Origin of the sequence: Roseobacter fucihabitans, assembly GCF_014337925.2 — a bacterium.
In the GTDB taxonomy this organism is placed as follows: domain Bacteria; phylum Pseudomonadota; class Alphaproteobacteria; order Rhodobacterales; family Rhodobacteraceae; genus Roseobacter; species Roseobacter fucihabitans.
Map to the genome: position 1 here is coordinate 2,866,419 of NZ_CP143423.1, position 14,001 is coordinate 2,880,419.

At 58.6% G+C, this 14,001-nt stretch carries 19 protein-coding genes; all 19 read right to left on the reverse strand.

All coding sequences use genetic code 11. The features are described 5' to 3' along the window. The gene (locus ROLI_RS13990) at nt 1–444 is read right to left on the reverse strand and encodes a peptidase (protein ID WP_187429198.1); all 444 of its coding nucleotides are present in this window, start codon (nt 442–444) and stop codon (nt 1–3) included. Next, nucleotides 441–1,328 carry a DUF2163 domain-containing protein gene (locus ROLI_RS13995; RefSeq protein WP_187429199.1) on the reverse strand — a complete coding sequence of 296 codons (888 nt, stop codon included), beginning with the start codon at nt 1,326–1,328 and terminating at the stop codon, nt 441–443. The genes ROLI_RS13990 and ROLI_RS13995 overlap by 4 nt, the downstream gene beginning before the upstream one ends. Continuing rightward, nucleotides 1,328–1,960, reverse strand: coding sequence for a DUF2460 domain-containing protein (locus ROLI_RS14000; RefSeq protein WP_187429200.1), 633 nt, complete (start codon nt 1,958–1,960; stop codon nt 1,328–1,330). Before ROLI_RS14000 ends, ROLI_RS13995 begins: the two co-directional genes overlap by 1 nt. An 18-nt stretch (nt 1,961–1,978) precedes the next feature. After that, nucleotides 1,979–2,635 (reverse strand): phage tail tape measure protein, encoded by a 657-nt coding sequence (locus ROLI_RS14005; RefSeq protein WP_187429201.1) that lies wholly within the window; start codon nt 2,633–2,635, stop codon nt 1,979–1,981. Continuing rightward, entirely contained in the window at nt 2,625–2,834 is a 210-nt protein-coding gene (locus ROLI_RS14010; protein WP_187429202.1) for a rcc01693 family protein, read from the reverse strand. Before ROLI_RS14010 ends, ROLI_RS14005 begins: the two co-directional genes overlap by 11 nt. Next, nucleotides 2,831–3,148, reverse strand: coding sequence for a gene transfer agent family protein (locus ROLI_RS14015; RefSeq protein ID WP_187429203.1), 318 nt, complete (start codon nt 3,146–3,148; stop codon nt 2,831–2,833). Before ROLI_RS14015 ends, ROLI_RS14010 begins: the two co-directional genes overlap by 4 nt. A gap of 2 nt (nt 3,149–3,150) precedes the next feature. Further along, a complete protein-coding gene (locus tag ROLI_RS14020) occupies nt 3,151–3,564 on the reverse strand; it encodes a phage major tail protein, TP901-1 family (protein WP_187429204.1) in 414 nt (137 codons plus the stop codon). A 28-nt stretch (nt 3,565–3,592) separates the two neighbouring features. Then, nucleotides 3,593–4,003 (reverse strand): DUF3168 domain-containing protein, encoded by a 411-nt coding sequence (locus tag ROLI_RS14025; RefSeq protein WP_187429205.1) that lies wholly within the window; start codon nt 4,001–4,003, stop codon nt 3,593–3,595. Further along, nucleotides 4,000–4,338: a phage head closure protein gene (locus tag ROLI_RS14030; RefSeq protein ID WP_187429206.1), complete on the reverse strand. Its 339-nt coding sequence runs from the start codon at nt 4,336–4,338 to the stop codon at nt 4,000–4,002. Before ROLI_RS14030 ends, ROLI_RS14025 begins: the two co-directional genes overlap by 4 nt. Beyond that, the gene (locus ROLI_RS14035) at nt 4,335–4,934 is read right to left on the reverse strand and encodes a head-tail connector protein (RefSeq protein ID WP_187429207.1); all 600 of its coding nucleotides are present in this window, start codon (nt 4,932–4,934) and stop codon (nt 4,335–4,337) included. The genes ROLI_RS14030 and ROLI_RS14035 overlap by 4 nt, the downstream gene beginning before the upstream one ends. 159 nt (nt 4,935–5,093) lie before the next feature. Continuing rightward, nucleotides 5,094–6,272 carry a phage major capsid protein gene (locus tag ROLI_RS14040; protein WP_187429208.1) on the reverse strand — a complete coding sequence of 393 codons (1,179 nt, stop codon included), beginning with the start codon at nt 6,270–6,272 and terminating at the stop codon, nt 5,094–5,096. Nucleotides 6,273–6,339: 67 nt separating this feature from the next. Beyond that, nucleotides 6,340–6,897 carry an HK97 family phage prohead protease gene (locus ROLI_RS14045; protein ID WP_187429209.1) on the reverse strand — a complete coding sequence of 186 codons (558 nt, stop codon included), beginning with the start codon at nt 6,895–6,897 and terminating at the stop codon, nt 6,340–6,342. Nucleotides 6,898–6,935: 38 nt separating this feature from the next. Continuing rightward, entirely contained in the window at nt 6,936–7,157 is a 222-nt protein-coding gene (locus ROLI_RS14050; protein ID WP_187429210.1) for a hypothetical protein, read from the reverse strand. Beyond that, nucleotides 7,150–8,328, reverse strand: coding sequence for a phage portal protein (locus ROLI_RS14055; RefSeq protein ID WP_187429211.1), 1,179 nt, complete (start codon nt 8,326–8,328; stop codon nt 7,150–7,152). Before ROLI_RS14055 ends, ROLI_RS14050 begins: the two co-directional genes overlap by 8 nt. 179 nt (nt 8,329–8,507) lie before the next feature. Beyond that, complete coding sequence (locus ROLI_RS14060) at nt 8,508–9,734, reverse strand: DNA-packaging protein (RefSeq protein ID WP_262386436.1); 1,227 nt, start codon at nt 9,732–9,734, stop codon at nt 8,508–8,510. 674 nt (nt 9,735–10,408) lie between these two features. Then, nucleotides 10,409–11,566, reverse strand: a complete 1,158-nt coding sequence (mltG, locus tag ROLI_RS14065; RefSeq protein ID WP_187429277.1) for an endolytic transglycosylase MltG — start codon at nt 11,564–11,566, stop codon at nt 10,409–10,411. Continuing rightward, nucleotides 11,566–12,825 carry a beta-ketoacyl-ACP synthase II gene (fabF, locus tag ROLI_RS14070; protein WP_187429212.1) on the reverse strand — a complete coding sequence of 420 codons (1,260 nt, stop codon included), beginning with the start codon at nt 12,823–12,825 and terminating at the stop codon, nt 11,566–11,568. The genes mltG and fabF overlap by 1 nt, the downstream gene beginning before the upstream one ends. An 89-nt stretch (nt 12,826–12,914) precedes the next feature. After that, on the reverse strand, nt 12,915–13,448 hold the full coding sequence (locus ROLI_RS14075) for a GNAT family N-acetyltransferase (RefSeq protein WP_187429213.1): 534 nt from the start codon (nt 13,446–13,448) through the stop codon (nt 12,915–12,917). Nucleotides 13,449–13,615: 167 nt separating this feature from the next. Then, nucleotides 13,616–13,849 carry an acyl carrier protein gene (locus ROLI_RS14080; protein ID WP_187429214.1) on the reverse strand — a complete coding sequence of 78 codons (234 nt, stop codon included), beginning with the start codon at nt 13,847–13,849 and terminating at the stop codon, nt 13,616–13,618. Nucleotides 13,850–14,001 lie beyond the last annotated feature (152 nt).

A 14,001-nucleotide genomic window follows, 5' to 3' on the forward strand; every position in this document is an offset into this window, starting at 1 on the left:
TTATGCCCCCTTGGGAAAATTGAACCGCGCGACAACGCGGCGTCGCCATGGAAAGCTCAGAGAACTCTCAATGACGCCGTGATTTGAGTAAGCGTGTATAAAGCTCGCAGCATCACCAACCCGCCCGGCAATACCCAAATGCTTGGCGACGGCATTGGAGCGCATTCGAAAAAGCAAGACATCGCCCTCAGCTTCATCCGCCACGTCTTTTTGGTTTAGATGGCGCAAAGCCGCATCCCAAAGCCGCTCTTCTCCCTGCGGTTCCGACCAATCCATTGAATAGGCGGGAATGGCTTCGGGTTCACTGCCATGCAGCGAGCGCCAGATGCCCCTCAGAAGACCCAGGCAATCCGTTCCCGCCCCCTTCACCGCAGATTGATGAACGTATGGTGTTCCAATCCAGGATCTTGCCTCGGTTACGACTTTTTCCTGCAAGGGTGTCATCTGCGGCTCCCGCCTGTGTTTGCGCCGGTGGATTTAGGAACGGCAAGCATCCAATCTTCACTGGGCACGTCCGGAAAGCCTTGGAAGTTCAATAGATTAGAAAATTTTTGTCGACAGGTTTCGCTGCGCTTATCACACCCGGCCGTCAGGCGAACACGTGTACCAACCGCCAAGGCGCTACGAATGGGCTCCCATAATTCGATGACCCGTTTGGAACCCTCAAAACGATCCTGCTTGACCATGCCCCACAATCCGGATGCCGGCCCGGTCAGCACTTCAAGGCGTCCTCGGGCGAACCAGCTCGGTTCGAAGCCATCGAAGTAATCCCAGCAGAAGATGCGTGCTTGCGAGACGTCTTGGATGGTCAATTCAATTGCGTATCCGGGCGCGGAGAGGTCGACCTGGCAACTTTGATCGCCCAATACAGCCGTGCAAGGTCTTTGGTAAACGCGCCCCAAAGGCCTGTTCAAAGCTTCTGTGAGCCCGCGCAATTCTGCTTGAAAACCGCTATCCGCGCGCCGCAATTCGCCGATGGTCCCGCGAAACTGTAACCACCGCTGGCTGACGTCTTTCCAGTTCAACAACCAGGCTTCTACCTCTGCGTCATCAAAGCGACCTTGTTCAATTTCATCTTCGCGAATTGAAAGGTCACTCAAAGCACCCAGGGCTTCCGTGTTATCAACCGACAACCCTGTGCTCTGCGCAAGCGACAGCGCGCTCAAGCCGGTATCCGCCCTAAAGGTTATCCCGTCAAATTTGATTTCGTGATCATGATCGGTAAAACCAAGCACAACACCATCTTTTCGCTTGATCGACCATGCATGGGCAACAGTCGTCAATCCGCCTTCCAGATGTACCTGAAGGCCTGCATGCATCCCCTCCATCAGATCCGCACCTCAACAATCGGCACATTCGGCACTTCGCCCGCCTTGAAACTCGCGATGCTGGTCTGAATGCGATCGGTATCAAACCGCACAGGCACATCAAATTCGAAACCGGCTGTCACCTCAGCGCCTATCGCCGGGGCATTGGTAAAAGCGATTAAGCCGCTCGAAAAATCAATTGAATAATCCGCATCTTGCACGAGCTCTACGCCCGCGAGGCCAACTCGGACGGAGCCATTGACCGGCTTACCGATTGGGCGGGAATAGTCATAGGCACCGGAACGATAGGTTTTCAGCAGTGAAAATTCCGTCTGCTCCCCGTCACCAACTCCCAAAGGTTGATCGAAAGCTGAAATATCAAGCGAGGGTTTGGCAGAGCGATAATCTGACCAGTCTTTCCATCTGAAGGCATATAACTGTCCGAACCGTGCTTCAAAGAAGGCGATCAAGGTTTCGATGTCATCCAGAGAACGCATGCCCATGCCTGCGTCATATCGCCTGCGTGAATGTGCCCAGGGCGAATTGCGCTCTTCATAACCATTACTGATGGTCACGACATCTGTGCGCCGCTCCGGGCCGCCGACCGAGCCAAAACTCAGTGTTGCTGGAAATCTGACTTCATGGAATTGCATGTCTGTGCTCCCCTCTACTTAACGATTACGTTGGCCGCGCCCCAGGGCACGTGACATCTGGGCGGCGATCTGGCCCTGGCTGCGCTGGAATCCCTGAACATCAGGCGTGGAAATATTCACCACGACAGTGCTGCTACCACTGCCAGCACCGCGAACGCCCAGCTTGCCGTCAGGTCCTCGCGCAAGCGGCATGATGGCCTCCGGTCCGGCCTCCCCCATCACGCCCATCCCGCCACGCATTCCGAAAGGCGTCGCGCCGCTCACAATGCCACCCGTCGCAAAAGGCATCACGCGACCCTGACTGAAGGGCGCGCCATCGGCAAAGGGCAGAATGCTGCCGACGAGCCCGTCAACACCCTGTGCCAGCAGACCACCGACATGGTTCGTGACCGGGCTAATTGCGGCGTTATACGCTGTATTGGCCAGACTCTGCGTAAGGGTCGTCAAGGCTTCAGACAGGTTCAGCCCGTCGAAAACGACGCCATCAAACGCCCGACGCAATCCTTTGCTCAGCCCGCGCTCAAGTACCGCAATGTCCCTACCCGTCGCTTCGAGCGAGGTTTTCATACGCTTCAATTCGCTGTCAAAACCCGTCACCAGCACGCTGGTTTGCGCCAGCGTGTCGTTCAGGCCATCGGCGCGTTGTTCAAAGTCATCAAAACCATCATCTGTCATCGCCATCGTCCTTGTTTTCTGTGTCCGGGTACAGCGCCATCAGCGTGTCCAGCCCCGTGCTGAGCAGCGGACCCGTCTTTCCCGGATCCTCCAGCATCATTTGGAATTCGGCTGGCGTCAGCGCCCAGAATGCCTCGGGCGACAATCGCAAGCCACGCAGCCCGACCTTCATCAACGCGGGCCAGTCGAGTGTCTTCATGCCGGGGGCACCGCGAAAGCGCGTGCCAGTAACTCAGCAGCAGCCCGCGCCGCAGCGATCGGTCCGCCTTCGATCTGCGCATGAAACAACTGGTCCTGCGTGACATCGCATTGCCCGCCGCGCAGCCCCGCCCCCAGCAAGGCCAAAACATCCTGGCTGGAAAATGTCGCATTCTCAAAGCGTTCGACTATTTCCATCAAGGATCCTGTCTTCATTTCCGCTTCCAACTCGGCCAGTGCACCAAGCGTCAACCGCATCACCCGGGTTTCCCCATCTATGCGCAAGGCAACATCGCCCCTCCAGGGATTGGCCATGATCAGATCGCCGTAAAGGTCAGTGAACCAGCGCTCGCCAGGGACAGCTCATAGGTTGCCTCGCCGTTATGACTGCCGCCGTATTCGATGGATGTCACCTGAAACGGCCCCTCAACGATCCCGAAATCCGGGATCACCACCTGAAACGCCGGGGCTTCGCCGTCAAAGAACAACTGGCGCGCGCGCTCATCTGTTGCCGCGTCCCGGAACACACCTGACCCGCTGATGGACACCGACCGCACCCCGGCGCCGGACAACAGCTCGCGCCATCCGCCCTGGCTTTCCAGGCTGGTGACATCAATGGTCTCGGCATTGAAGCTCACCCTTGTGGCGCGCAGGCCTGCCAAGGTGGTAAACTGGCCATCGGCCGCCATATCGACCTTGATCAAGAGGTCTTTTCCGTTCTGAGCACCCATGGGTTATCTCCTGTTTTAAATCAAAGGTTTATTGGTCTTCGACGCGGGCACGAAATCGCATTCTGATCTCGCGACCTGCGGCTTTATCAATCCGGCGCGCCTGAGCACGCTGGAAACGCAGGGAAACCAGGCGGCCCCGCGCCAACGACAGATCTGCATCTTGCAGAGCATCCGATACCGCCGCGGCAATGGCTTTGGCACCCGCGTAGCCCGGCTGTGACGTGATGATCGAAATATCGACCGTATGCACGGCACCGTCACCGGTTTGATCAGAGGCATCGCGCACTTGCTCACTGCCCAGGCTCACATAAGCTTCGGGCAGATTGCCGGTCGGCACAGCATCATAGATGTTGGAACCGATCAGCGTGCCAAGAGCGGAATCCTGGATCAGCGCGTCAAAAATGGCCGCCTGAAGAGCGCCTGCAATCGCATAGCTCATACCGCCGCCTCCTCTGTGGCATAGCAGGTGACGTAACGACCATCCGCATCTGTATCGGCAACAGCCTGAATGGCGAATACCTGCGCCCCGTCGCGAAACCGTTGCTCCGGCCTGGGTCTGCTGGGCGTGCCAAATGGTGCGCCGCGCACAATGATCTTGTAGCTGATGGCAGAGACAGCGGTCCCGGATTGCACCGTTTCGCGCCCAGAGCGTACTGTGACCTGCGCCCAATGCGTCCCCAAAGACTGCCAGGTTTTGACATAGCCACCTGATCCGTCAGAGGCGGTTTGCGGGGTCTCAAGCACGAGCTCACGGTTCAGGCGTGGCGTTTTCATCGCAGCGCCCCCGAACCCAACCGCAGCACCTTGTAGCGCTCAATCAAGCTCGTCACGCCAAAGGGCATGCATCCACCGCTTAAGGAGGTATCATTGCGGTATTCATAATAATGCGCCGCCAGCAATAAGACCGCCTGACACAGATCCGCCGGCAGATCATTCCATACGGCACCGTATCCCGCTTCAAATTCCATCACAGCAGATCCCCCCTGCGGGATCGTCGGCAGGCAGGCCCCCGCTGAACGCAATCGCGGACGCTGACTGTCGCGCTCCAGCCAATATTGGCTCGCAGGGATTTCTGTCTCGCTGCCATCGCGCGCGATGCTCGACAACCGCGTCAACTGGGAAATCGGGGCAACAGGCAAAACCTGTGCGTCCCGGTCACGCCAGAACGTCACGGACCAGCCAAAGGCCCGCCTCAATAATATCTTGCCTGTGCGCGCTTCAACAGCGGCCATTGCGGCGCGCAAAAAGCCGCTCAGGACCTCATCTTGCGCACTATCCTGACCAAAGCTGGTGCCCAGCCGCAGATGCGCTTTGAATTCATCGACTGGGAGTGCAGCATCCGGCACCGTCGTCTCTTCGATCAACATCATGGAACGTCTCCAATTACTTGCTCCCCACCCCTGAGGATCCGGGCGCGCACCCATCTGCATTGCTCGGTCGGAGGGGAGCAGCTAGACAATACGGATGATCCGGCACGCACCCGGACCGGAGCGCAGGGAAATCCCCAGCTCCGGCTTCAGCACCCCGGTTTAGGAAGTGCCGAATTTCAGCAGTTTGATGGCTGCGAAATCGCTGACGTCACCGCCCACCCGCTTGGTCGCATAGAACAAAACATGCGGTTTGGCGCTGAAGGGATCACGCAGAACGCGCAGGTCGGGACGCTCCGCAATGGTGTACCCATTGGCAAAATCACCGAACGCGATCGACGTGGAATCGGTGGCTGCATCCGGCATGTCCTCAGCAACCAACACCGGATATCCCATCAGACGCGCAGGCTCGGCAGCCGCCAGACCATCGGACCACAAGAAGCGGCCATCATTGTCTTTGAGCTTGCGCACAAGACCGGCAGTTTTCGAATTCATCACGAATGTCGCGTTGGCGCGGTATTCCGCCCCCAGCGCATAAACCAGATCGATGATCGAATCTGCGGAAACATCGCCATTCTGACCGGTCGGTACATAGCCCAGATTGCCCCATGCCCAGATGTCATTATCCACCGATGTGTGGGTCAGGAACCCCTTGGGCTTATCCGCGCCATCACCCTTTACAAAGGCTGCGGCTTCAGCACGCGCAAATTTATCTGCAATGCGGTTTGCCAGCCAGGTTTCGATATCGAATGCGCTGTCATCCAGCAGACGCTGGGACGCTTTGGGCAATGCACTCAATTCATGCAGCGGGATGGTGATACGATCCAACTGCGGCGTATCGCTTTCCACTGTGGAGGCAGTCTCAGACGCCCAACCAGCACCCACATCTGTGTGATCCACCAGCACATCATAGGATGTGGCTTCGACATTCACCACGGCGGCAATCGAACGGATGGAGGCCGTTGCGTTCAGCACCGATCGCACCGACTCCGACGTTTGCGGATCAACCAGGTATCCACCATCCGAATTCACGGCGGAAGACAGTGATTTGACGTCCATTTCAAGGCCACGCAGCCCATCGTCATCACCCGAACGCAGGTAGGCGTTGAAAGCCTTCTGATGCGGCGCACCGGCATCGATGGCACCGCCAAGGGGGCTGCGTTGGGGAGTGTGTGTTTTACGGTCCAGCATGCTCAGTCGCTCTTCTGTTTGTTGAAGTTTTGTTTCAATGTCGGTTTGGAAACTCTTGAAATCAGTAACAAAGCCGGTCACGGCCTGTCTGACGTCCTCGGCAGGGGACAAACCTTCCCCGCCCGCCGCCTTTGCTTCGGTCTTGCTCATTGGCAGATCCTCGATGATGGTATGTTATGGCCGTGGAAATCCCCGCGGCCGGGACGAAAGGGGCGCTTTAGCGGCGCGCCAGATCAGCGCGCGCGCCTGCAAAGACGGCCGCCATGTCACGCAGGGAACGGTCAAACGCGGTGTCCTCCGATTTACCCGCAACCCGCGCACTGGGAAGCATCGGGAAGGTCACGAGCGACACCTCCCAAAGCTCCAGTTCACTCAAGAGCCGTTGGCCCTTGGAATTCTTGGTGGCTTTCTTGGTGCGATACCCGATGGACAACCCATCAATGGCACCCGCCTCGATCAGGGCTGCCGCCTCACGCCCTTTGGCGACGCTGTCAAGCAGCCGTCCCTTGACCCAGAGACCGCGCGCGTCTTCGCGCACCTCGTCCCAAATGCCAATGGGCTGGGTCGGATCATGCTGCCAGAGCATCTTGACCTTGGTGCTCTTGGCCAATAGCGCGGCCAAAGAGGCTGCGTATGCGCCTGCCTCGACCACGTCGTTGCCCTGATCAACCGCGCCAAAAAGGCTGGCGTAGCCGCTGATCACGCACCCGTCTTCCACTTCCAGCGCATCGCCGAAACGGGCGAATTTGCGCTCCAGCCCGGTGTCGATATCCATGGCCTCACTCCTCATGATTGTTCTTTTTCTCTGCGCGTTCATGGCACGGCCACCAACACGGATTGTATCGCTTCGCCCAGGATCATCGCGACGATCCCGTAGACCGTCAGCCACAACCGTTTCTCCAGCCGTTCCATCATTTCCTCGATGCGGTCCAACCTTCGGACCAGGTTGTCGTGTTGAATCTTGGACACCTGCTCATGAGCCTGCAATTTCAGGCCCGGCGCGCATTGAAACCTCTCAAAACCCGCATCACTCATCCGCACTCACCGCTGGCAGCCCCAAAAGTGCACGTTTTTCGGCCTGGCTGAGGAAATCCGCCTGCGCGACCCGGCTCCATTGTGCATCACGTTCCGCAGAAAGCGCTGGCACCTGATCCAGATCCGGTTTCAACGCCAATTGCTCGCCCGTATAGGCCGCGATCCAATTGGCCAGTGCCGCCGTGACCCGCGTGGCCAGGGGCAGTACCGTCAGGCGATAAAACGCGCGGTGCGCCTCCTGGTAATTGGCATATGTCGCATCCCCCTGAATGCCCAAGAGCATCGGCGGCACCCCAAAAGCGAGCGCAATTTCGCGTGCTGCGGCCTCTTTGGTTTTCTGGAATTCCATGTCCGAGGGTGAAAACCCCATCGGCTTCCAATCCAGTCCACCCTCCAGCAACATCGGGCGACCGGCATTGCGCGCGCCCTGATGGTGGCTTTCCATCTCCGCGACCAGACGCTCATATTGATCATTGGCCATCGTGCCCTGACCTTCGGCTCCGCGATAGACGATGGCTCCAGAAGGACGCGCCGCATTATCGAGCAACGCCTTGGACCAACGGCTGGCAGAATTATGCACATCCACTGCCATTGCTGCCGCCTGCATGGGCGTGAAACCGTAATGATCATCCTGCGGGTGAAAGCTCTTGATGTGGCACAAGGGGATTTGCGCGCCCGTCGCATCGAACCGATGCTTGCGCCCGCCAACGGCGTATTCATAGGCAATCGGCCAGCCATCATTGCCCGGCACAACGCTCATGCGGTCCGAGCGCAAAACATGCAGCTCCACAGGCAAGCCGCTCTCATCGGCAACCGCTTCCACATAGCCGTTCCCGGTCAACAACAGCTGCGAATAGAGCGCTTCCAGCAATTCGGCGCGCCCTTGCATCGGGTTGGGCCGCGCGACCAGATCCACAACCGGATGCACGTCAAAGCGCTGCTCTGCGTCCTGCAAAACCAATGGCAAGGCCGCCGCGGCTTCTGCGATCAGCTTGACGGACCGAAAACCGACGGGGTTGCTCGAAAACCCCGTGCGCGTCAAAGAGACCGCATCACGTGGGCTCCAGGCCACGCGCCCGGAGGATTGATAGGCCACGACAGGCCCGGTAGCGCTCGCTTTCTGCTCCAGCACCTCCGTCGGTGCACCGCGCTTTAGAAAGTCAAAAACCATGTCGTTTGCTCCTCATATGGTCACCGGCACACCAAATCTGCCCGCGCCAGGGTTTCACAGCGCAGGGCTGATCTTGCAGCCTCGAATATAGTCTGATTAAGATTTCAAAGGTCCGAAGGCACCGTACGGTGCCTTGCCGCCTTTAAATTGCGTTAACGCGGCCCTGTGAGGCCGCCCCGTTACAATGATCGCACGCGGGGTGCGCGCCAATTGGCGGCAGGCTCGATCATCAGTTCATGCAAGGCCCAGACAAGCGCATCCACCCGGTCAGGCGATCCCTTGCCCTCATAGCCCTGCAACGTCATGCGACACATCTGGTCTTCCAAACCATCAAGCCCAGGCATATGACGCACGCGCCCTTGCTCATAAAGCGCAGCAATCGGTTCGGCGCGCGCGACCTTCCCGCGGCTGGCATGCACGCTCTTATAGGGCACCAACGGGTCAACCTGGCGCAAAACCTCAGCGACCATCTGACCGCCCTGGTTTACCTCTGCAACCAGCCGGTCCGCACCATACTGCTTCATAGCGGAAATCGCGGCCTGCGCCCATCCCGCAGGCGATGCACCCGCGATGGTGCAATCGGCCAGAACGACGGCGCGCCAATCTTGTGGTGCGCCGCCCATTTTTACGCCCGCAACGACAATGCCGCACTCATCAGAGCCCGACCCGGAGGTGGTTGCGGGGTCAAGCGCGACAACGATACGGTCCAGATCGGGAGCCTTAAGCACCCGGCATTTTTCCAGACTGGCCGAGGTCCATAAGGCTCCCTCCGCATCTTCCAGCAAAATACCGTCCAGCTCCTGACGCCCAAGGCGCGTACCCTTGTAACGCTCGCGCACCTCCTCCAGAAACGACGCCGCCAAATTCGCGGCATTCGCTTCCGTCGGCGCTTGCGTCAAAACCGTCGAGGGTGATTTCAATAGTTTCTTCAACACATCCACATTGCGCGGGGTGGTCGTCACACAGACCTGCGGCTTCTCCCCAAGCCGCAGGGCGAATTGTAACATGTCCCATGTGTCCTCGGCCTTCTTCCACTTGGCCAATTCATCCACCCATGCCGCGTCGAACTGCGGCCCTCTGAGGCCTTCGGGATCAAAGGCAGAGTGCACCGATGCAATCGCACCGTTTGGCCAAACGAGCCGTTTACGTCCGGCTTCCCACACCGGACGTCGGTCAGGGGGCGAGCAGGCAAGAATGCCGCTATCGCCGAACACCATCACTTCGCGCACTTGATCGAAGGTTTCACCCACCAAAGCGACGCGACGGGCGCGCCCCTCATCTGTAGGTTTTGATCCTTCGACCTGTGCGCGGACCCATTCAGCGCCTGCGCGGGTCTTCCCCGCCCCGCGCCCACCCATGATGATCCAGGACCGCCAGTCTCCCGTCGGTGGTAATTGATGTTCCATTGCCCAAAATTCAAACAAATAAGGGAGAGCCAGAAGCTCCCCCTCGCTGAGGTCATTCAAGAATTGGTCCTGTAGGTCGCGTGCAGCGGAGCCTATCCAGCTTGCACCCAATCGAAGCCCGCGCTCTTTCGAGGTCGAGGGCATAGCCCCCTTGGACGATTCCTGCGTGTTTGCTGCGACATTCGACAAGGCGATTCTCCACTTTCTGGCAAGTCTCCAAGAGCGACACGGCCTGTGTCACGGTCTTGGACCCCTGCGCCGTCACTGCACCATCACTTGCGCCGGCCCGTTCTTTGAGGCCTTCGATTTCTTTGCGCAAATCTTGGATGGAACCGATGACTGAATTTAACAGATCTTCGGTTTGCGACTCTACGAGCTCTGGGGTTATTAAAGTCATTCAGGTTTTACCTCTCATGCGCGTAGTCTCCGCACGAGAGAAACGAAAAAACGACCCATCGGGATCACTCCCGGGGTCGTTTGCCCACTTCTTCTAGCATGCCACAAGATATACGTGTAACCGTTCGCAAAGTCAAGGTTTTTCAAACCAAGCGAAAAGGCTAAGCGTACGGTATGGTTAACAAGTTCCTAATTCTCGAGCAGCCAAACCCTCTGACCGACGATCCAATTGCCATCGCGCGCCTGTAAGGTGGGCTTTCAGGCCACCTCTGCAACACTCAATTCCCGGACGCACGTTCCGCCTCAATCCGGCGCCACTTTGCAACGTTGCGATTATGCTCATCCAGCGTCTTGGCAAAAGCATGCCCACCCGTCCCGTCGGCCACGAAAAACACGTAATCGGTTTCCAATGGACGCGCCGCCGCCTCAAGGCTCTGCGTTCCGGGGTTCGCAATCGGTGTAGGCGGCAATCCCTCAATCACATAGGTATTCCACGGCGTGGCCGCACGCAATTCACTGCGCCGCAATCCACGCCCCAAAACGCCCTGCCCCTTGGTCACCCCGTAAATGACCGTTGGATCCGTCTGCAATCGCATCCCGCGGTTCAGACGGTTCACGAACACACTGGCCACCTGACCGCGTTCCTCAGCGACGCCGGTTTCCTTTTCGATGATCGAAGCCAATATCAATAACTCTTCGGGCGTCTGCACCGGCAGATCTTCATCCCTGTTCTGCCAAGCCTCAGCCACGCGTAACTCCTGAGCACTCTGCATGCGCGCGATAATCTCCGCACGATCATCGCCCGGGCGCACCTCATAACTGTCCGGGGCCAACGACCCCTCCGGCGGCAATTCCGCCACGGTGCCTTCCAGCACATCCATCCCCTTCAGGCTCTCCACAACCTGCCAGCTGGTAACGCCCTCCGCCAAAGCCACCCGAAACCGCGTGTCACCCTGCGCCTTCTTTTGTACATAAATATCCGGCGTTGCTTCCTCGGCGGGCGTGAAACTCGCGCGCTCCTCGAACCGGTTGGTTTGCGGGTCCAATTCGCGCACCTGCACGCCAAGCCGGTTCACACCAATGCGATATACCACCTCTGTGCCACAGGTGCTCGCACCGCCCCGCGTCACGACATCCACAATCTCAGCCATGGAGGCTCCGGGATCAACCAGATAGCTCCCGGCCTTCAACTGGCTGGTCTTATCCGCGTAATCCGCCCCCATGCGAAAAATCACCGGCGATGTGACCGCCCCCTGATTTTCAAGCTCCGCACTGACGCGCCGCATGTTCGTCCCGCTTGGCACCTGCAGGCAAATCGCCTGCTCCAACGGTCCGGAACCGTCATACTGCCCTTTGCCCCACAGGATCAGCCCGCCCATCAGGAACAAGAGCACGATCAGCATGGTCACGGCATTGGAGGCGATATGTCGCCACATCATCTGACCTTTCCAAAGATCACACTGGCGTTTGTCCCACCAAAGCCAAAGGAGTTGGACAGCGCCACATCCACCTTGCGCTCGCGTTTCGCGTTTCGAGCCAGATCAATCGGTGTTTCAACCGCCGGATTATCGAGGTTGATCGTCGGCGGTACCACCTGATCCCGGATCGCCAGGATCGAGAAAATCGCCTCAATCGCACCGGCAGCGCCCAACAGATGGCCCGTTGAGGATTTGGTTGAGGACATCGTGACATTGCCCGCATGATCCCCCATGACCCGCTCCACCGCGCCCAACTCAATGGTATCCGCCATGGTCGATGTCCCATGCGCGTTGATGTAATCGACATCCGTCGCGGCCAACCCGGCATTGCGCAGCGCATTGCGCATGGCGCGCTCACCGCCCTCACCATCCTCGGAGGGCGCGGTGATGTGGTAGGCATCGCCCGACAGACCATAGCCCAGAACTTCAGCGTAAATCTTTGCGCCGCGTGCTTTGGCATGCTCATATTCTTCGAGGATCACGACACCCGCGCCCTCACCCATCACGAAACCATCCCGGTCCACATCATAGGGGCGGCTGGCTTTGGTCGGATCATCGCCCCGCTTGGTGCTCAGCGCCTTGCAGGCATTGAACCCGGCAATACCAATCTCGCAAATCGCCGCTTCCGCACCGCCCGCCACCATCACATCCGCATCGCCAAATGAAATCAAACGGCTGGCATCGCCAATCGCATGCGCACCGGTCGAACAGGCCGTCACCACGGAATGGTTGGGCCCCTTGAAGCCGTATTTGATCGACAGCTGCCCCGAGATCAGATTAATCAACGCCCCCGGCACAAAGAAGGGCGACACGCGACGCGGCCCCTTTTCATGCATCATAACGGCGGTATTGGCGATGGAATTCAGCCCGCCGATGCCCGACCCGATCAACACACCCGTGCGCTCAAGGCTTTCGCGGTCCGTCGGCATCCAGCCGGAATCCTCGACCGCCTGTTGTGCGGCGGCCAGACCAAAAAGGATAAACGTATCCACCTTGCGCTGATCCTTGGGCGCCATGTAGGCGTCCGCATTGAACGTCCCATCAGAGCCATCGCCCAACGGCACTTCGCAAGCATATTGCGTGACCAGTTTACTGGGATCAAACCCGGTGATCGGGCCCGCACCCGAATGACCAGCCAGAAGCCGCGACCAGCTTGCCTCGACCCCATCTGCCAGCGGTGTAACCAGACCCAGACCTGTGACCACTACTCTGCGCATCTTGATGCCCCTCTTCGTTTCGTCCCCCCCATACAGCCTTGCGCGGTTTTTGTGCAAGGGCATCTGGTGGGGTTCGCGCTATCACGCGTCTATTGCGGCGGCCCTTTTCGCACCATCAACGAGACTACACTGCCTTCGTATTCGGTTTCACGCAGGGGGCAATATCCGACCGCCTCCGCGATCTTAATGGACGCCCCGTGCTCAGGAGCCACCATACAAACCAACTGGCCCGTCACCACACGATCAAACCAATCATGCGCAGCCCGCACCGCCTCAAGCCCGAACCCCTGCCCATGCGCATCCGGGGCCAAGACCCAGCCCGCTTCTGGAAATTGGTCGAAATCATCGCCAAGATCTCGCTTGGCATAGAAAAATCCGACCTGACCACACATGTCAGGAGCACGGTGGCGGTGAATGGCCCATTGCCCGAAACCGGTGATCTGCCAATGACCTGCATGGCGCAGAAACGCCGCCCAGGATTTGCTGCGCGCCCAGGGCTCCCCGTTGATATGGCGCACCACCTCCGGCATCGCCCAGATTTCGGCGAATCTGCCAAAATCCTCCGGACGCATCCCCCGCAGGGTCAGGCGGGCCGTGTTGATTGTCGGTATCGTGCGCGACATCTTGCTGCCTCTGCTGTGAAGGTGGGGTTTTGCACCCTCTGGAGCCAGAATTGCGCGAACACAGCCACCATTTCAACCCCCGAGCACGGCCGTAACACCAAAAAGCGCCCCTCCTTGCGGAAAGACGCCTTTGATTTTTGCACCGCCGGGAAAGACCCGGCTGCTGCTCAGGACGCTTCGGAAATAAACTTCACCGCATCGCCAAAAGTCTGAATTGTTTCGGCTGCGTCATCAGGAATTTCGATGCCGAACTCTTCTTCAAAAGCCATCACCAGCTCAACAGTGTCGAGGCTGTCAGCGCCGAGGTCGTCGATGAACGAAGCGTTTTCGACCACTTTGCCCTCTTCAACACCCAGGTGCTCCACAACGATTTTCTTAACGCGATCTGCGATGTCGCTCATAGTAGTCCCTCATTCGTTCGGGCCAAAAATGGCCCCTTTCGGTTGTTCCCCGCCCCGTCACTTTCGAGATCGGCAAACGTTTGCCCCCAAAAGGGCGGCTCTGTCCTGCGCGGCGCCCATAACGAGGCGCTTGGCCGGATCGTCATACACAT